This window comes from Enterococcus sp. DIV2419 (assembly GCF_051711865.1).
Taxonomy (GTDB): Bacteria; Bacillota; Bacilli; order Lactobacillales; family Enterococcaceae; genus Enterococcus; species Enterococcus faecalis.
This window is the reverse complement of the sequence record NZ_JBIONS010000001.1, coordinates 1,772,019-1,790,397: the sequence shown is the minus strand read 5'-3', so window position 1 is coordinate 1,790,397 and position 18,379 is coordinate 1,772,019. Positions and strand designations below refer to the sequence as shown.

General features: G+C 34.1%; 17 protein-coding genes. All 17 read left to right on the top strand.

Features of this window, described 5'->3' with window-relative positions; genetic code table 11:
- Positions 1-91 precede the first annotated feature (91 nt).
- The 17 genes from IGI97_RS08375 (at position 92) to IGI97_RS08295 (ending at position 18,363) form a co-directional block, all read left to right on the top strand.
- Positions 92-799, top strand: a complete 708-nt coding sequence (locus IGI97_RS08375) for a GntR family transcriptional regulator (protein ID WP_002357800.1) — start codon at positions 92-94, stop codon at positions 797-799.
- Positions 800-1,216: 417 nt separating this feature from the next.
- A complete protein-coding gene (locus IGI97_RS08370; protein WP_202564659.1) occupies positions 1,217-1,510 on the top strand; it encodes a WXG100 family type VII secretion target in 294 nt (97 codons plus the stop codon).
- A 27-nt stretch (positions 1,511-1,537) separates the two neighbouring features.
- Positions 1,538-5,014 (top strand): type VII secretion protein EsaA, encoded by a 3,477-nt coding sequence (esaA, locus tag IGI97_RS08365; RefSeq protein WP_438738403.1) that lies wholly within the window; start codon positions 1,538-1,540, stop codon positions 5,012-5,014.
- 2 nt (positions 5,015-5,016) lie between these two features.
- The gene (locus tag IGI97_RS08360) at positions 5,017-5,514 is read left to right on the top strand and encodes a hypothetical protein (protein WP_438738401.1); all 498 of its coding nucleotides are present in this window, start codon (positions 5,017-5,019) and stop codon (positions 5,512-5,514) included.
- A 14-nt stretch (positions 5,515-5,528) separates the two neighbouring features.
- Complete coding sequence (locus tag IGI97_RS08355) at positions 5,529-5,798, top strand: EsaB/YukD family protein (protein ID WP_010712367.1); 270 nt, start codon at positions 5,529-5,531, stop codon at positions 5,796-5,798.
- Positions 5,795-6,967: a type VII secretion protein EssB gene (gene essB, locus IGI97_RS08350; RefSeq protein ID WP_438738399.1), complete on the top strand. Its 1,173-nt coding sequence runs from the start codon at positions 5,795-5,797 to the stop codon at positions 6,965-6,967. Before IGI97_RS08355 ends, essB begins: the two co-directional genes overlap by 4 nt.
- Positions 6,948-11,396 (top strand): type VII secretion protein EssC, encoded by a 4,449-nt coding sequence (gene essC / locus IGI97_RS08345; RefSeq protein ID WP_438738397.1) that lies wholly within the window; start codon positions 6,948-6,950, stop codon positions 11,394-11,396. Before essB ends, essC begins: the two co-directional genes overlap by 20 nt.
- 14 nt (positions 11,397-11,410) lie before the next feature.
- Positions 11,411-12,283 (top strand): DUF6232 family protein, encoded by an 873-nt coding sequence (locus tag IGI97_RS08340; protein WP_421502862.1) that lies wholly within the window; start codon positions 11,411-11,413, stop codon positions 12,281-12,283.
- Between the two features lie 12 nt (positions 12,284-12,295).
- Positions 12,296-12,742 (top strand): YwqH-like family protein, encoded by a 447-nt coding sequence (locus tag IGI97_RS08335; protein ID WP_438738395.1) that lies wholly within the window; start codon positions 12,296-12,298, stop codon positions 12,740-12,742.
- 19 nt (positions 12,743-12,761) lie between these two features.
- A complete protein-coding gene (locus tag IGI97_RS08330) occupies positions 12,762-13,034 on the top strand; it encodes a hypothetical protein (RefSeq protein ID WP_438738393.1) in 273 nt (90 codons plus the stop codon).
- 13 nt (positions 13,035-13,047) lie between these two features.
- Positions 13,048-13,692, top strand: a complete 645-nt coding sequence (locus IGI97_RS08325) for a DUF4176 domain-containing protein (protein ID WP_421502860.1) — start codon at positions 13,048-13,050, stop codon at positions 13,690-13,692.
- 15 nt (positions 13,693-13,707) lie between these two features.
- Entirely contained in the window at positions 13,708-15,264 is a 1,557-nt protein-coding gene (locus tag IGI97_RS08320) for a T7SS effector LXG polymorphic toxin (protein WP_438738391.1), read from the top strand.
- Positions 15,240-15,965 carry a hypothetical protein gene (locus IGI97_RS08315; RefSeq protein ID WP_057086931.1) on the top strand — a complete coding sequence of 242 codons (726 nt, stop codon included), beginning with the start codon at positions 15,240-15,242 and terminating at the stop codon, positions 15,963-15,965. The genes IGI97_RS08320 and IGI97_RS08315 overlap by 25 nt, the downstream gene beginning before the upstream one ends.
- 68 nt (positions 15,966-16,033) lie before the next feature.
- Complete coding sequence (locus IGI97_RS08310; protein WP_438738389.1) at positions 16,034-16,225, top strand: hypothetical protein; 192 nt, start codon at positions 16,034-16,036, stop codon at positions 16,223-16,225.
- The gene (locus IGI97_RS08305) at positions 16,222-16,932 is read left to right on the top strand and encodes a hypothetical protein (protein ID WP_438738387.1); all 711 of its coding nucleotides are present in this window, start codon (positions 16,222-16,224) and stop codon (positions 16,930-16,932) included. The genes IGI97_RS08310 and IGI97_RS08305 overlap by 4 nt, the downstream gene beginning before the upstream one ends.
- Before the next feature lie 25 nt (positions 16,933-16,957).
- Positions 16,958-17,656, top strand: coding sequence for a hypothetical protein (locus IGI97_RS08300; RefSeq protein ID WP_438738385.1), 699 nt, complete (start codon positions 16,958-16,960; stop codon positions 17,654-17,656).
- Positions 17,644-18,363, top strand: a complete 720-nt coding sequence (locus tag IGI97_RS08295; protein ID WP_438738383.1) for a hypothetical protein — start codon at positions 17,644-17,646, stop codon at positions 18,361-18,363. The genes IGI97_RS08300 and IGI97_RS08295 overlap by 13 nt, the downstream gene beginning before the upstream one ends.
- Positions 18,364-18,379 lie beyond the last annotated feature (16 nt).

Genomic DNA, 18,379 nt, shown 5'->3' with positions numbered 1-18,379 from the left:
AATTTCTCTTTTATTTATCATTTTTTGGTTGTTTACACGGTCTATACCAGTTATAATAGAAGAGGAGATGAACGAAGAGGAGGAAGCGTAAATGGTTCAAAATATACCAATTTATATTCAAATTCACGATAAAATCAAAGAAGATATTGAAAAAGGTGTCTGGAGTATCGGGGATCGTTTGCCCTCTGAGCGAGAATTAGCCTTGAAATTTGATGTTAGTCGAATGACCTTACGCCAAGCCATTCAGACTTTAGCAGACGAAGGGATTTTAGAACGAAAAATTGGTTCAGGAACGTATGTAGCACGTAAGAAAGTTCAAGAAACAATGACAGGTACCACTAGTTTTACAGAAATTACCTTGTCTCAAAATCGCGTTCCTTCTAGTCGGACGGTGTCTTATTTTGTAGCGAAACCTAGTTCTAGTGAGATGGAAAAATTACAACTAGGTCCAGAAGATTCAATTTTACGAATGGAAAGAATTCGTTTTGCGGATGACATTCCGATTTGTTTTGAGGTGGCGAGCATTCCTTATTCATTGGTCTCGCAATATGGCAAATCTGAAATCACGAACTCTTTTTATAAAACACTTGAAGCCAAATCTGGCCACAAAATTGGCCATTCTAACCAAACGATCTCTGCTGTTCAAGCATCGGAGCAGATCGCAGAATATTTAGAGATTAAACGAGGCGATGCAATTCTGCGTGTGCGCCAAGTCTCCTATTTTGAAAACGGGCTACCCTTTGAATATGTTCGTACGCAGTATGCAGGAAGTCGATTTGAGTTTTATTTAGAGAAGTAGAGAAAAAGAATGAATAAAAGATAGGAAAACTTATCACATTGATAAGTTTTCCTATCTTTTAATTTTTAGCGATAAAGAAATAAATTGTTTTTTTAAAATAAAATACATGTTTATTTGTTTATTTACTTGACGTTAAAAAACTATAATTTAATGGAATTTATTTATTTTTTAGAATTTTATTTAAATATTTTTTTAATAATTTTTATTTATCATAGGTTTTTGTTTTTGTTTTATAAAACGTTGATTTAAATAGTTTTGTAACTTTGTTTTCAATCTTTTTTATTTGTTTGTTTTATTGTTATATTTATTTTTATGCGAATACGTATATTTTAAAATAGTTATTGACTATGTTTTTTATATATAGTTATAATATTTATATCACGTAATAAAACTATAAAAAATGTGGAGGGATTACTTATGGCAGGATCAATTGCTGTAACACCAGAACAACTGAAATCACAAGCGAAAGTATATTCGCAAGCATCATCGCAAATTCAAGATGCGATTCGTAAAGTGAATTCAATGAACCAACAAATTTCACAACAATGGAAAGGGCAAGCATTTCAAGCGTATCTGGAGCAGTACAATCAATTGGAAGGTAATGTCAAACAGATGGAAGAATTATTGATTAATATTAATCAACAATTAAACAAATACGCAGATACTGTCGCAGAACGTGACCGTCAAGATGCAGGATCATTTGGCTTTTAATTGATCAAAGATTGAAGCGCTAGCGCAATGAATTGCACTAGCGCTTTTTCTAAAGGAGAGAAGATAATGGAAGGGAAAATAAAAAAAGGTATCCCTTTTGCCTTAGCAATTGGAGCAACTTTCTTGTTATTACTTTTTTTCATTCATTTAGGGTTTAAAGATGAGAACGTGACTCGAAGTAGCAAAGATCAGACAACAAAGATGCAGTACGCATTAGTTAATGAAGATAAAGGCGCAAGTTTTGAAGGAAAACGTTATGCATTAGGTTCTGATTTTGTCACATTAATTAACAAAGATACAGCTAATCGATGGGAAACAACGACTCGGAATATCGCAACATCTGGGGTTGAAAATGGACAATTCGATGCCCAAATTATTATTCCGCAAGATTTTTCGGAGAAATTATTGTCACTACAAGCTGTTAGTCCAGAGCAGGCTTCTGTTGAATACCAAGTGCGAGACGGACAAAATGAATTGACCAATCAAGCAATTCAAGACAAAGTAAATACTATTTTGAAAGATTTTAACCAACGCGTAATTCAGATGTATTTTTCCAGTATTGTTGGAAATTTAGTTATCGCACAACAAAACGTTAACCAAATTACTGATACGCAGTTGCTGTATCAAAATCAATTAGAAGAAACAATTCAGCAACCATTTAAAGAAATTCCCATGAATTATACGACAGTATTAAGTACGGCTAGTATTTTAGATGAGGACAATAAATTATTTACAAACGAGCAAGAAGCGTTTGTAAAATCAGTACAAACCTTATTAGAAAGCAATAATCAGAGCTTAGAATCAACTAGTAAGACAACGGAAGATACGAAAAAATCAGTGGGTGAGTATTCGAAAGAAGCAAATGAAAAAATAAAAAAATCAATTGCACAATTTAATGAACAGTTTGAGAGACAAAAACAAGAATTGACTAATCAATGGGAAAGTGACACGACAGTATACAAACAACAATTCGATCAACTAAATGGAACGGTAATCAATCAGTTTAGCTCCTTCTACACACCAAGTGAACAAGGAAGCTCAGGGATTTATGCTGACTTTTTATCAGAATCTAAATTATTTCAAGAAACACAAAGCAATCGCATTGGCGAACTACAAAAAGAAATTGCAGAACTACATATGCAAGTAGAACAATTAACTGCGTTAAAAAAGCAAATTGCGGCTACATATTATAATGATCTTGAAGCAACACCTGAGATAGCAACAGACACTCAAATTAAGCAAGCGATTATTCAGTTAATTACGAACGAAAAAGAAAATATACCTAACTTAGATAAAAATTATCAGGAAAGATTAGAAGAATCACTAAGTGAAATTTCTTTTGTAAGTTTAGAAAGACTCGTTAGTGAATTAGAAATGAATAATAGGATTTCAGTTGAACAAGGCAATCTTTTCCGTGATGAGTTACAAATTATTCAGCGATATGCAGAACAACATGAACTTGATTTCACCAATTCAAGCCGCTTTATGTATTTGGAATCTAAACAACTTCATGAAGATACTATAGCGATTCCACAAGAAAAAGTAACTTTTTCACTAGCGACAAATCAAGAGTCGGTTATTTCATTACGACAAACCAATACACAAAATGGCGAATTGTCATTTCTTTTAGATGATTCAAAAGTTCAAACAATTAAAACATCTTTGAATCAGCAGTTAGCAGGTGCAGGTTACAGCATTGATATTTCAGCAATTACCCCAACACAGCTAACAATTACCAAACCAGTGAAAATACAAGCTGAGATTCCTGAGAATGATGAAGTGAACGAAGAAAATACGCAAGAAGAGTTGGTAGAAGAATCCGAAGAAGAATCTGAAAAAGTAACTGAGCCAGCAAATGATTTGCCCCCACTTCCAGAAAAACTTTCTTTAACAATTGACTTACCAATGGTTTGGCAACTGACACCAGAACAACAAAAAACAGCATTTAATCAGATCAATTATTCTTGGCGGGTAAATAATGAGCTTCAAAATGCACGTTCGTTTGCTGTGTATATTGCAATGGACCAACCATTAGTAACCGATATTCCTGAAATTATGAAGCAATTTCAACTTTTAGATACTGTATCACAACAAATTGTGACTTTATATGGTACGCCTAATCAAAGTCTATCTATTCAAGAGTATGCAGCAATGTTAACCGCTCCTGAAAATCAGGATAAAACAATTGAAGAGTTAGCAGGTGAGACATCCATTTACTGGATGTACGACAATATCACTGAAAACGAGCAAACCATGATGATTACAGATAAATTATTAGACGAATATAAAAAAACAGGAAATCAATTATATCGAGAAACAGATGAACAAATTAATCAATTAAAACAATTAATTGGTACTGAGACAGATCAAAATACAGACGGACGACCTACAACACTTTACGGAACATTAAATTTAATGACGGTCCCTGAAAAATTATTACGAGAAGCAGAGAAATTAAATACATGGTTTGATGAAGCAACAAAACAAGTCAATGCGACATATGCTACTTGGCAAGAAGCTGGAAAAGTGGGAGCTACTTCTGTAATTGATGAAAGAAATCCACATCCAGAAGAAAATCAAACCAGCACTTTAGATGTAGAAACAGAAAATTTAGTTAAAATGATGCAAACGTTAATGCAAACAACGAAAGAAACTAGTCTAACAACAGCTGATTCAGCAGCCAAAGTCAAAGATGTTGCCCCGACTATCAAAGAATTGAAAGCCTCAACAACCAAAGTTCAAGATCATGCGCAAAATATTTTAGCAAACTTAAATGATTCAATTGATGAGTCAAAGAAAACAACCAAAGAAAATGAAGAGTATGCCAAAACATTTGAAAAAGTATTGGCTAATACAAGAGACGGCGGTGCTGATAATCCACGGGTATTTAGTTTCCTTGCGAGCCCAATTCAAGGAGAAGGAATCTTTGGCGAAACACGACAAGTCTCTTTAATTCCCTATTACGCTACCTTGATTGTTAGTATTTTAACATTCGTTATTGCGCTAACTTTCCAAGGCTTTATGAAGAAAAGAACAGTTACTGTAGCGGATGCGTTGGTTGAACCAACCAGAGTTTGGCAAAATATACCAAATCTGTTATTACTCTTGATTACGGTTATTTTGTTTGGGAGTGTCTTTTCACTTCTACTGGTGTTCAATGTATCTCAAATAAATCGATTCGCTTGGTTTAGCTATAGTTTCTTAGTATTTGCTAGCGGTGCACTTTTGGTTTGTGCTTGTTTACGCCAATTTAAAAAACTTACTTTATATATTTATGGAGCTATGCTGGGGTTATTTTTCATGTTGACACCTTTATTAGGCATTGCAACAAAGGTAGGCTCATTAAGCAATTGGCTCTATCGTTTATCGCCGCTTCAAAATATCCAAAATGGCTTTACTGCTTTAGTAAATGGCGTACAAATTAGTTGGGTTAGTTACCTTATTTTAATCGTTTTACTTGTTTTAGGTATTGTCCTTAACTTGTTTGTACGACCGGAGGAATAGCCATGAGAAAAATAATAAAAATAGTGATTGTTCTAAGTGTTAGTATGCTCTATTTGTCATTGACATCAACAAAAACAAAAGCAGAAGAAGTAGGCGCTTTAAAAATAAATAATCAAGTGCTCTACCAAGACAATCAGCAGAAAAAAAACGTAGAAGTGAATTTCATTATCCCAGATTTGTTTTTACCGATAAAAGCAGAGAGAGAAAAAGAAGTCAATCAAAGTAAAGCGAGGGTTGTCAACGAAGCAAAAAATGATGTATTTAGGACAGAACAGAATGCAAAAACATTAGCAGTTGATAAAAAGGTAAGGCCTTTTCTGTTCAAAGAGGCGGCAACGGTCACTTCTCCTGAAAGCGTTGAATCTCTTGAGGTTCACCGAGAAATATCCATAAACTTTTGGTTGTACAGTGGTATTTTTTTAGGAAGTATAGTTATTTTATTCGTTGGTGTTTTTCTAGGAAACCGTTTTTCATATCATCGTGCACAAAGCGGAAATTAAGGAGTGAAAGAAACATGAACAAAAGAACATCGATTGGTATCGGCTTACATGTGTCGAATCAAATTATTGATTTGCAAATCCCTAATCAGGTATCAGTTGCACGTTTAAAAGAATTGTTACTCGAATCGTTTGAGCTGTTGCCAAACCGTTTGCCAGCATCATTTGAATTGGTTGTTTTGAATAAACCAATTCATTTAGCTGACAATCAATTAATTGCAGATTATCCATTAGGGAATGGCGACCAACTAGTAGTAAAAGAAATTATAAAGGAGACACATGGATGAGCGAGTTAAAGGATATTTCAGAGACAATCACGTTAGAAGCAACAAAAGAATATGTTCAAGTGACATTACAAGCAAATCAATATCAGTTAGAAAGACTAGAACAGTTTCAACAATTTTTAAAATCAAGTCGTGGATTTTTATCGGGAAAAATAATACAAGCAACGGAAGAAGCGTTAGTGATTCAATACCATAAGGATCAATATATGCAATCCATTTTACAAGCGATAAAAAAAATGGATCAATATGAGCGATTATTGTTAGCGCAAAGAGTTCATTATTTGGTTGATTTCTTAGGTACGCCGGTCCAACCCTTTATTCATCCAGAAAACATCTATATCTTGGGAGAAGAATTATTAATTGCTCATCGTGGTTTTATGCAGGTCATTGTGCCTTATTCAGCAGATGAAAGAGAATTTTTTAAACAATATCGAGCACTGATTTTAGCAATCTTACATCCAAAGTATGAGTATGAACAATTAATTCAAGGGAATGGCACCCTGAAAGATACGCTATCTAAACAATTACAAGAGGCGAAAACAATCAATGAAATTGAGCAAATCATTGGTGAACAAGTCATTCGTCAAAAAGCCAAGCGTGAATCAGAAACCAAATTAGTGAGTAAAAAAAGTTATTTAACCTTTAAATGGGCCAGCTTAGTGTTATTGGCTTTAACGCTACTTTTTGCAACTACAACAGGGATTTATGTCTTAAAAAAATTACCAGCCCAAGAGCGAGTGAGTTTGGCAGAAGCGCAGTATATTTCTAATGACTATGCAAGTGTTACGAAAACATTAAAAGAAGATACACCAGAAGAATTGCCGATAGGAGCTAAGTATGTTGCTGCTGTTAGTTCTGTCCAACTAGATAATTTATCAAATGAACAAAAAACAGCAATTTTAAATAATTTATCTCAAAAATCTAGTGAAAATACCTTACTTTATTGGATTTATATTGGCAAAGGAGACTTTGAAAAATCATTAGATATTGCCCAAAATTTAGGCGATAACCAATATATATTACATGCCTATACAAAATTATATGATGCAACCAAAGCCAATAACAAAATGAACGGCGAGAAAAAACAAGCATTGTTAACAAAATATGAAGAAGCGATTGATAAATACATGAAAATCTTGGGAGGAAAAACGGATGACAACGAAAATCAGTAAAAAATTGGTCTCTGTGAATGATCAAATTCATACATCTAGCATGATTTATTTTGACATTTTTTATTTTGGTCCCCAACTTCTTCACCGTCAAATTACGGCTAAAAACCCAAGTGTTTCAATCAATCAACAATTATTTTTTTACGAAAATGAAGAATTATTCTGTAATGGTGAAACCTTTAATTCTGCTGAAAATTTTTCTGTTTTTCCCCACGAAGAATTAATTACTGTCACCACCAATAAACCGCAGAAAGATTTTTTAATTGCCTCTGCCAAAAATGCTGCGATTTCATTAGAAACAGATGCCATCATCAATATTACACTAGCACCAGAAACTGGGGAATATACAGCAACGGTTTATCCCGGAGAAGATACGATTTACTACAATCATTATTTAGTTGAAAAAGGAAGCTATGCTTTTACAGTCGGTGATCAATTAGTTGTCAATGGCTTAATCATTGAAGTCCGGGAAAAACAATTAAAGTTAACAAGTCTAGGAGCTACATATTCCCTGAATCCTTGGCAAATTGTAGAAGAGGAGGCTATTCCAGAATATCCTGTCGATTTCCCGTCATTTCGACGAAGCCCACGGATTCACTTGAAGGAGCCAAAAAAACAAATAGAAATTGCTGCCCCAAAAGCCAAGCAAACAGAAGGGAAAAATGAACTGTTACGGACGATTGTCCCACCTTTAGGAATGGTCGTTTTGAGTGGTGCAACAAGCTTTTTAAGTGGGGGCAATCCAATTATGATGCTTAGTATGGGCGGAGCGAGTTTATTGACGGCTGGTTTTTCAGTCTCTAGTTATTTCACCAATAAAAAAGAAACAAAGCAAAAGAATATCGAACGGAAAAATAACTACGAACAATATTTAATACAAGAGAAAGCTCGTTTAAGTATCCTGCAACAAGAACAAAAAGAGGCCTTGGAATATATGAATCCTGCCATGAACGAATTAGCCTTAATGACAAAAGAGTATCATGCGCGGATATATGAACGCATGATAACTAATGAAGATTTTTTGACAGTTCGCTTAGGGGTTGGTGAAATTTCTTCAAGTTTTACGACAAATTATCAGTCAACGGAAGATGATTCACTAAGTCAAGAAGCTGAAGAACAATTAGTATGGCCATATAAACAATTAGAAAAGGCGCCGATTGTTGTACCACTAATGGGACAAACCTTAGGATTGGCGGGAACACCTGCTGTTTTAAGGACAGCCATTCAAACGTTGTTATTTCAAGTGTCTGTTTTACATTCCTATCGTGACGTAGAGTTTGTTACTTTAGTACCAGAGGAAGATTATCAGAAAGATTGGCATTCTTGGCGTTGGTTGCCACACGTCAAAATCCGCAGCCTGAATTTGCGTGGGATTGTTCATGATCCTCAAACAAGGGATATGGTTTTAAACTCTTTCTATCAAATGATTACGAAACGTCGTCAACAAGTGCGCGAAGCCGGCAATGAAAAAGTTCACTTTCAACCACAGTACATTCTGTCGATTTTAGAGGAAAGTTGGTTGTCAGGGCATGGCTTAAATGAATTTTTAGCTGAAGATATGAGTCAATATGGTGTGACAGTTATTTGGGGAAAAGGTGCTTTAAATATGTTACCAGAAACGACAACTACACTGATTGAGTATCAAAGTAGTGAAGCGGCGACTTTAATCAATCAAAATAATAAATATGTGAACCAAAACTTCGTTCCTAATCATTTACCGACTGCTTATCCGCTTGCTTATGCGATTCAGCGCTTGGCGAATTTGCAGCATGTGGAAGTGGAGAAGAATGCTATTCCTGAAGCAATTGACTTTTTAGAATTATATGATGTAAAGGAAATAAAGGATTTAAATGTAATAGACCGTTGGCAAAGAGCCGATACTTCTAAGTCTTTAGCAGTTCCTCTTGGTGTTCGTGGCAAAGATGACATTGTTTACTTGAACTTACATGAACGTGCCCATGGACCGCATGGACTTGTCGCAGGAACGACTGGCTCTGGTAAGTCTGAAATCGTTCAAAGTTATATGTTGTCATTAGCTGTTAATTTTGCTCCAGAAGATGTAGGTTTTTTACCTATTGATTTTAAAGGAGGCGGAATGGCTAACTTATTTGCAAAATTACCTCATTTATTGGGTTCGATTACTAACTTAGATGGAGCTAGTTCAGCTAGAGCATTACAAAGTATTCGTGCAGAATTACAAAAACGGCAACGAAAATTTGGAGAATACGGGGTTAACCACATCAATGGTTATACGAAATTATATAAACAAGGTAAAGAAATTACTGACCCAGAAGAAAAGAAAAACTATCCAAGTGAGCCATTACCCCATTTATTTTTAATCAGCGATGAATTTGCTGAATTAAAAGCCAATGAACCAGATTTTATGGCAGAACTTGTCTCTACTGCACGGATTGGTCGTTCGTTAGGTGTACATTTAATTTTAGCGACACAAAAACCAAGCGGCGTAGTGGATGACCAAATCTGGTCAAACTCACGGTTTAAGCTGGCATTAAAAGTTGCTGACGCCAATGATTCCAATGAGATTATTAAAACCCCAGATGCTGCTAGTATTACTCAACCGGGTCGTGCTTATTTGCAAGTAGGGAATAATGAAATTTACGAATTATTCCAATCTGCTTGGAGTGGTGCTAACTATGATCCATTCGCTACCAAGGAAGAAAAAGTGGATGAAAGGATTTGGTCAATTAATCAATTAGGACAATACGAATTATTAACTGCCGACCTTTCCGAAGAAGAAGAGGTTTCTATTAAAACGGAGGAAGAGTTAACACAATTAGACGCAATTGTTGAAGAAATTGCCAACCATGCGGAAGAAAGTCAAGCAACTTTACCAGAGAAACCTTGGTTACCTCCATTAGCAACAGAAATTGTTTCACCACTTTTTAAAACGCAATGGCAAGAACAACGAGAACTTTCTGTTCCTTTTGGTTTTATGGATATTCCAGCAAAACAAGAACAAGTCAATTTCAATTTCGATTTGCACGAATTAAATCATACTGCCTTATATGGTTCGCCGGGGTTCGGTAAATCAACAACTTTGCAAACCCTAGTAATGAACTTTGCTCGTAAAAATACACCAGAACAAGTTCAATTTAATTTGTTTGATTTTGGTACAAATGGGTTGTTACCGTTGAAAAAATTACCACACGTTGCTGATTTAGTCCGTTTAGAAGAAGAGGAAAAATTGGTTAAATTCTTAAAACGAATTCGTAAAGAAATTCAAGAGCGTAAAGATGCCTTTACTGAATACGGTGTTGCTAGTTTAAATCAATACGAAGAAAAATCAGGACAGAAATTACCAGTGATTGTTACGATTGTAGATGGGTTTGATGCAGTCAAAGAAAGCCCATTAGAAGATCCAATTGAATCTGTTTTAAATCAATTGCTACGAGAAGGAGCAAGTGTTGGCTTGTATACCATTATTACGGTCTTAAGAACAAATAGCTTTAAAATGAGTATGACAAGTAATATCCCAACACATATCGGTTTGTATTTAGTAGAAGAAGATGCGATTCGTGATGTTGTTGGACGAGAAGCTTTGATTCCACAAGAAATTATGGGACGTGCACAAGTGAAATTGGAACAGCCGCAAGAAATTCAAATCTATCTACCAACAGAAGGGGAAAATGATATCGCTCGTTTAAACCGTTTAGAACAAGAAATTGAAAAGATGAGCCAAAAATGGGGCGGTGAACGACCACTACCAATCCCAATGTTACCGAAAACAATCGCTATGGCGAATCTATACAATCATCCACACGCGCAACAAATGCTGGAAAATATGGAGTTCCCCATTGCCTTTGATAAAGAAACGACTAACATAGTGGGCTTCAAACCAACGGAACACGGTTATTTTGTGATTGGTGATGATACACCACAACAAAATGAATCTGTTGAAAAAGTGATTATCGAAGACATGAAGCATTTTAGAGGGCGTGCCGAACGGATTATCTTTAACCATAGTGACCGTTTTGGCGGTTATGCAGATAGCTTTGATACGGTGGTTGCAGGAACTGAATATGGAAGCTTTGTCAATGAATTATTACAGGAAATTGAACAACGACAAATGATTAGTGAGTATGAACCAATGTTGATTTATATTCCCGAAGCACAACAATTTGTTGAAAAATCCTTTATTAGTGCTGAAAACCTAAATATCCTACTGAAAAAAGGTAGCCAAGTCGCGATGTATTTTATTTTCCAAACCAATCAAAAATTATTGGAAAACAGTTTTAATGATGCCGATAAAGTATTACGTGCTAATATCCCAGCGGGTATGGTTGGTACCAGACTCGCAGACCAAAGCTTTGTTAAAACGAAAAGTGATTATAATGAATCTGCCGTGGAATTGGATGAATCTCATTTCTTTGAAGGTCGAACAGCAATGCGGGTGAAGTTAGTAAGTGAATAAAAAGGAGTGGAATTATGAATAATGAATTGTCAAAATTAATTGATATGAAAAAGAGCGAAGAAGAAATTGAAACAAATCATTTTATTATCAAAGATAACATTTTAAGATTTGATCATTTAACTTTACAATTAAGTAACATTTCCAGAATATATGCTGGAACTAAGCGGATGAGAATTCCTGTGATGGCCATAAGCATTTTTGTTTTAGCTTTTGGAACTATTCGGTTTGAAGGATTACGTTGGATTAGTTTAATTATTATGGGATTGACAGGATTGTATATCTATATGGTTTATCAAAGACATCAAAGTAATAAAGAATATTTAATCTTTCAACTAAATTCTGGAGATAATTACTCCCTTTATTTTCAAGATGCTGAATTTTTAAACAAAGTCCGTAATGCAGTTGAAGCGGCATTCAATCACAAAAATGTGTATTCAGAAATCAATATTGCGGAACAAAAAATTATTCAAGGAAATCACCATGTAATTCATGGCAACCAGGCCAACCTAAACACAGGGATTCAACAAGGCAATACAATGCATTCGAATAATCATGAAGAACATTCGTCAACTACTGTTGGGGATATCACAGATAGTACTATTCATCATTCGATATTTGGCAACCAGAATCATCAAAAAAATGAACAACCTGTTTATGATTGGCCGGTACTTGAAGCTAATTTTAAAGCAGTAATCACTTCATTGAAAAATGAAGACGAAACAAAACAAGTCAACAGGCAAGTACTAAAAGCTGTTGAAGAAAAAGACGCAAAACAATTTGAGACAATCATTAAAATGAATCGGAAAATTTTTACGTCTAATCTATTTTTAAATACTGCTAGTGGTGTATTGGCTCAAGTGATTTCAACGATTTTAGGAATTCGATAAAGGAGGAACCTCATGAGTGATGAAGCAATAAAAGCGCAAAAAAGAGCACTGGCAGCCGGAAAGCGTGCTGAAGCCAGTCATTTAAGTAGTCAGGTCAACACGGCACAAGCCAACAAAAATCAAATTGATCAGAAAATTCGAGAATTAGAAAAAGCAATTCGTGAATTAAGTCGAGAGATTCTTAATATTCATCAATTGAAATCAACCGTTTCTAATAAGTTAAAGAGTATTTCTGGAAGTAATTTTAAAGGCACACGACGGAATAAGTATAATGAAAAAGTTAGAAAAGTAGATAGTGATTTATCAAAATATGCCACAAAAAATCAAGAAAATTTACAAACGATTCAACGGAAATTGTCTAACTTACAAGAAGAAGCGCAACGTGAAGCCATGACAATCAGTTCATTAAATTCACAAATTTCGGCACTATTATCAATAGCAATGAGTTTGGATTCTTAATAAAGGAGTGAAAAAAATAATGAAAAGCGGTGTAAATTTATCGGAATGGACGCAATCTGTCAATAAAGCAAACAGCACAATTTCAGGAATTGGCAAAATGAAAACTGTATCTTTTTCTCAAACAAATGCACGACCTTTTACAGAATTCAAAACAATGATAGAGCAAATCAATTCTTCTCTAGAAAGTTACAAAGAATTTGCAAAAGGAAGCGCCAATAAAATGATTGCTGCCGGAAAAAATAAAGCCAAGGATGATAAAGCGGGAGCTGCTACTATGAAAATTAGTCAATAAGGAGTGAAGAAAAATGAATCAACAACAAAAGGAGTTGTGGGTTGCTACTTTAGAAAGTAGCAACCTGACTGGAGAAATAACAAAGGACACCATAAACGAACTCGGTTTAATTTTGGGCGGTCAACCCCAATTAGCTCAAAATATTTATCAAAGTTTCCTCAATCAAACCACAAGTTATGAACATAAACCAAGAATTGGCGCGATTATTCATATTAGTTTTGATTATGAAGAGGAAAGAGTCACTTTTGCTTGGTTAAAAAAACAAGTTGTATTGACCGTGCCACAATTTAAACGATTTATGGGTTTCGTTGATACAATTTTTACAGAAATCTATCCAATTGGAACCATTGTCGAATTAGATGAAGAATTATTAACCGAAGATGTTAAAGTGCTTTTTACTACAGATGAATTAGGTTTATTTGTTTCTGTTCAAGGGAGAAAATTAACCATTCCAGAAACGCAAATGATGATTGATTACGTAGGAACTTTATGGCCATTTGGATTACAAGCAGAGGTGGAGCCAATTTATTTTAACTCGGTCATGGTAAAACGAGTTATTTCAGAAGGGCCTACTAATGCGTACGAGGAAAAGTTTACTTTTGAAGTTTTGAGAAAACAATTGGTGCAAGATGAAATATATTCGTGTATGTATGTCTAATGAGGAGGTGGGTAAATGAAAATTAATATGCGTGAAGTGATGGAAGCTAAAAACAAAATTACTTCTTCCAGAAATAAACTACAAGCAGAAATCAATCGTGCCAAAAGCGATTGGAAAACAGTCCAAGGAAGCGATGCTTTATCTGGAAAAGTCAAAACAGCTATTAATGGTGAAATTGGTAATTACCAACTACCGATGCTAACCAATTATTATGATCTTTTACATACAATAGCACAAGAAATGGAAAAAACAATTAGTGATTTTAAAGCTAGTGTGAAGGAAAATAGTGACTCAGCCATCATTGATACAGACGCCTTAAATGAAGCAAAAGGAAAATTTTCAACACCGTTATCAAATTTTGCGAAATTAGATAAGAAAATTAGCAACATCTACAGTTCTGTAGCACATATCGTCCCTATTTCCGCACCATCCAATCAATTTAATAAAAAAATGGAAGAGGCTAAGAAAGTCTTGACGGAAACATTGAAAGGCATGGATACCTTTAACGGACACAAAGCAGACAGTGCTGTAAAAGACAAACTAGCCCAACAATCTAGTCAAATCACAAACGTCGGAGGATTAAGCTATACCAATCCCAAATCATTGGCAATTTTTACGGATAAGACATTTAAAAATGAAATAAAAGAAGCACATAAAAAAGTCCAGGAAGAAGAAAAAGATAGACTTGCTTTTGAAAAAGACCATCCAATTTTAATGGCTATGGATGGTAATTTAACAGAAAAAAAGTTAGACGAACTAGATAAATTAATTAATCATGCGATAGCAAAAGGCGTTGTTTCAGGAAAAAAATATATAAACCATATGAAAAAATTATACATTTCTAGTCGTATCAAACGTCTGCCGAATGGAAAATTGGTAATGAGACGAGCAAAAGGCTGGCTAAAAAAATTAGATCAATTAGCAGATATTGATGATTATGTGCCAAAAGGTCACCGGTCATTAAGTATCACTGCATCGGGGACCGCAAAGGAATTTACTAAACTAGGAGATAAATTATTAGGCAAATTAGATTTAGTAGATAAGAAGGCTATTCTAAGAGAATCTGGTGAAGCTTTTAGTAAAGCAAGTATTAAAGGAGTCGCAAAGGGAACTCTAAAATCGATGGGAAAATCGTTAAAGAAAGGATTATCTTTTGGTGTTAACGGTGTTGTGAAAGATGCCAAAGCATTAATCAATGCAAAAGGTGCAGGAAAAATTATTCCTGGATTAAACATAGCGGCAGGTGCTGTGGAGGTTGTGCAAGGAATAAGCAAGAGTGAGGGACTAGCAAGAAAAGACGGATTGAGAGGGCATGAAATTACCGCAAGTAAAGTTGGCGGAGCATTGGTGGATGTCGGGAAAGTGGCGGTGACAACAGCGGCGATAGGAGCGGTCGGAGGTTTAATTGCAGCTGCAAGTGCCCCTGTATGGGTAGTTGTTGGAGGAGGTATATTAGCTTCTCTAGCTATAGCAGAAGCCGATAAGCGAATAGGAATAACTAACATGGGAAAGAAAGCCGTTAATTCAATGATAAAAGGAGTGTCTGGATGGTTCAAACAAAAGAAATATTGAAAAATTTTATCCCAAGTTTTTACAAAAAAGTATCAAAAAAAGATTACAATGCTAAATCTTTTTTTAGTTTAATAGGGGGATATTTAGTAATAGAGTTTTTTTTAGTTATGATTAGTATTTCAGAAAATTTAAAATCTAATTTTAGTGTAGTATCTATTAACTTTAAAAATTTTGTAATAATTAGTGGCTTAGTTATTATATTGTTAAATCTGTTAGGGATATTTTTGATGAAAAGGGAAAAAACAAAAAATATTAGCGCCTGTATCGCATATATATCAGGTATCATATTTTTGTATTTTGTTTTAATCGTTTTAGGATTTTTAATTGAGAATCCCATAAAGCTGATAGTTAAAGGTAGTTTGATTTTAAATGTATTATGGATAGTAGGAGTGTTAATAAATAGCATTTTGGTGAGCTTATCTTTAGTAAAAAATAACATGAATTACAGAGATAAATATGCAAATTATTATATAAATGGATTATCTGGTGTAGCTATTGCCTTAGCTGCCGTTTCTCAAATATCTGATGATTATAATTATTTATATATAGGTTGTGTTTTAATATTATCCGTTTTACAAATTATTGCTGTATATCATATACCAAGAGTGTTGAAATATTGGAAAAAAGAACCAGAAAAAAATGAAAATGCCTCTGTATATGGCAATTCAATTGAAATGATGAAGAAGATAAACAAAAAATAATGGTTGGTAAAGCTATTAATTGAATCGGAAAAGATAACAAGGTATTGGTAAATATTGGAAAAGTGGCGGTGACAACGGCGGCGATAGGAGCGGCTGGTGCTGTAGCAGGATTTTTTGGCGCTCCTGTTGAGGGTGTGGTAGGAGCAGGTATTGCAATGTCCTGGGGAATAAATTTCTTAGATAAGAAGTTTAAAGCAACAGAAAATTTAAAACATGGAGTTAATTCAATGATAAAAGGCATTCGGGGGTGGGGAAAATGAAAGATATAATAAAAAATTACATTCCAAATCAATACAAAATAAGGAGCAAGAAAAAAATAACAACCAGAACAATAAAAAGAGGCTTGTATATACTTTTAGCTACATTCTTATTGCAGATTTTTTATTATGTATTTGGTAATGATATAGTAATTGATAAGCTATTTCTAGATATATTAACCTTTATCACTATATTTATAATAGTTGTAAATCTAAGTATATATTTAAATTATGTTTTCAAAAGCAGTATAAATAAGTGGGCAGGAATTTTTTTCTATGTATCTATGATAGTGGATATATTTTTGATACTAGGTTGTATATCATTTTTATTAGATAATTCTTTTGAAACTTTTGTCGAAGTTAGTATAGCTACTTTAGTTACATTTGTAATAGCTGAAATTTTATATCTATTCTCTATTAAACGCTCAGTTATCAAAAATAATTATAAAATAAGAGATAAATTTTTTAACTTTCTGCTCAATGGAGTTAGTTTATTAGGGATAGTATTTCTGTTTATATCAGATTTTACAGATAATTGGTTTTTGGGAATCTTAGGTTGTGCATGTATTTTAATCATGACTCTTCTTTTAGCAACTATTCATTTAAATAGAATCCTTCTTCTGTGGAAACCAAATAATTCGAATAATGATCAAACGTCAATCTATGGTAATTCAATTGAAATGATGAAGAACAAGAACACAAAAAAATAGCTATATTTCTTCCAGAATTAAGTGAATGGCAGATGGTAAGTTGGTCATAAATAAAGCTGGAAAATATCTAAGCAAACTAGATAAATTAATAAGGATTGATAAATACGTAAAACAAGGGAAATCATTTACACGACTAAGCACCTCAGGAGGCTTAAAACAATTTACTGATTTAGGTGATTCATTACTGGATAAATTGAAGTTAGTGGATAAAAATGTTGTATTAAAAGGATCAAAACAAGCATTCAAAGAATCAGTTAAAGGAATTGGCAAAGGAACTTTAAAGAGTGCTGGTGGTGCGTTGAAAAAAAGCGTAAGTTTTGGGATTAATGGTATTGTGAAAGATGCTAAAGCATTAGTCAATGCAAAAGGTGCAGGAAAAATTGTGCCAGGGTTGAACATAGCTTTAGGAGCTGTAGATGTCGTTCAAGGAATAAGCAAGAGTGAAAAACAAGCCAGAAAAGACGGATTGAAAGGGCATGAAATTACCGCAAGTAAAGTTGGCGGTGCATTGGTGGATGTCGGGAAAGTGGCGGTGACAACAGCGGTTATTGGAACAGTAGGAAGTGCAATTGCGGTGGCAGGTGGCCCAGTATGGGCTGTAGTTCTAGGTGGAATTGCTATTTCTGCTGGATTAGAAGAGATAAATAAAAGAACAGGTGCTACAAATATGGCTAAGAAAGCTATTAATTCAATGGTAAAAGGAGTATCTGCATGGTTCAAATAAAAGAAATGTTGAAAAATTTTATCCCGAGTACTTACAAAAAGGTATCAAGAAAATCCTTTACCAGTAAGTCCTTCCTTAGCATTATAGGTGCATTTGTCTTTATATTAGGAATTTTATTTCTTTTCTCTATTTCACTTGATATGAAAGAAACACTAAATACTAGCTTGAATGATAAACTCATATATTTATCCTATGGAACTATATGTGCTAATCTTGTAGGTTTGGTTTTGTTTAGAAAGGAGAAACTACAAAAATTTGTAATTATAATTCCGTATATTACTTGTATCTTAATGTTCTATATAATTATGGCAATAGGTGCATCAATGACAGATAATCCAGTTTCTGATTTAAAATTAGGGATGGTTGGAAGTAACTTACTATGGATTATTGGCGTTCTTATAAATACAGTCTTAGTATGGAAATCAGTGAAAACTTCACATTTTAAAATACGAGATAAATATGCAAACTACTTTATTAATAGCCTATCAATAGCAGGGATTATATTTTTCTTTGTGAGTAAAGTGATTAATAATTTTACTTATGCATATACTGGCATGGTGTTTCTAATTGCAACGCTACAAATACTTGCGACCTTTCACTTTCCAAGAGTTCTTAGATACTGGAAAAAAGAATCAGAAAAAAATGAAAATACATCTGTATATGGGAATTCAATTGAAATGATGAAGAACAAGAGAACCAAAAAATAACTATATTTCTTCCAGA

Bases quoted from the DNA above. Each gene is read 5' to 3' on its own strand.
- IGI97_RS08375 (WP_002357800.1), top strand. From the start codon at position 92: ATGGTTCAAAATATACCAATTTATATTCAAATTCACGATAAAATCAAA.
- IGI97_RS08370 (WP_202564659.1), top strand. From the start codon at position 1,217: ATGGCAGGATCAATTGCTGTAACACCAGAACAACTGAAATCACAAGCG.
- esaA (WP_438738403.1), top strand. From the start codon at position 1,538: ATGAATTGCACTAGCGCTTTTTCTAAAGGAGAGAAGATAATGGAAGGG.
- IGI97_RS08360 (WP_438738401.1), top strand. From the start codon at position 5,017: ATGAGAAAAATAATAAAAATAGTGATTGTTCTAAGTGTTAGTATGCTC.
- IGI97_RS08355 (WP_010712367.1), top strand. From the start codon at position 5,529: ATGAACAAAAGAACATCGATTGGTATCGGCTTACATGTGTCGAATCAA.
- essB (WP_438738399.1), top strand. From the start codon at position 5,795: ATGAGCGAGTTAAAGGATATTTCAGAGACAATCACGTTAGAAGCAACA.
- essC (WP_438738397.1), top strand. From the start codon at position 6,948: ATGACAACGAAAATCAGTAAAAAATTGGTCTCTGTGAATGATCAAATT.
- IGI97_RS08340 (WP_421502862.1), top strand. From the start codon at position 11,411: ATGAATAATGAATTGTCAAAATTAATTGATATGAAAAAGAGCGAAGAA.
- IGI97_RS08335 (WP_438738395.1), top strand. From the start codon at position 12,296: ATGAGTGATGAAGCAATAAAAGCGCAAAAAAGAGCACTGGCAGCCGGA.
- IGI97_RS08330 (WP_438738393.1), top strand. From the start codon at position 12,762: ATGAAAAGCGGTGTAAATTTATCGGAATGGACGCAATCTGTCAATAAA.
- IGI97_RS08325 (WP_421502860.1), top strand. From the start codon at position 13,048: ATGAATCAACAACAAAAGGAGTTGTGGGTTGCTACTTTAGAAAGTAGC.
- IGI97_RS08320 (WP_438738391.1), top strand. From the start codon at position 13,708: ATGAAAATTAATATGCGTGAAGTGATGGAAGCTAAAAACAAAATTACT.
- IGI97_RS08315 (WP_057086931.1), top strand. From the start codon at position 15,240: ATGGTTCAAACAAAAGAAATATTGAAAAATTTTATCCCAAGTTTTTAC.
- IGI97_RS08305 (WP_438738387.1), top strand. From the start codon at position 16,222: ATGAAAGATATAATAAAAAATTACATTCCAAATCAATACAAAATAAGG.
- IGI97_RS08300 (WP_438738385.1), top strand. From the start codon at position 16,958: ATGGCAGATGGTAAGTTGGTCATAAATAAAGCTGGAAAATATCTAAGC.
- IGI97_RS08295 (WP_438738383.1), top strand. From the start codon at position 17,644: ATGGTTCAAATAAAAGAAATGTTGAAAAATTTTATCCCGAGTACTTAC.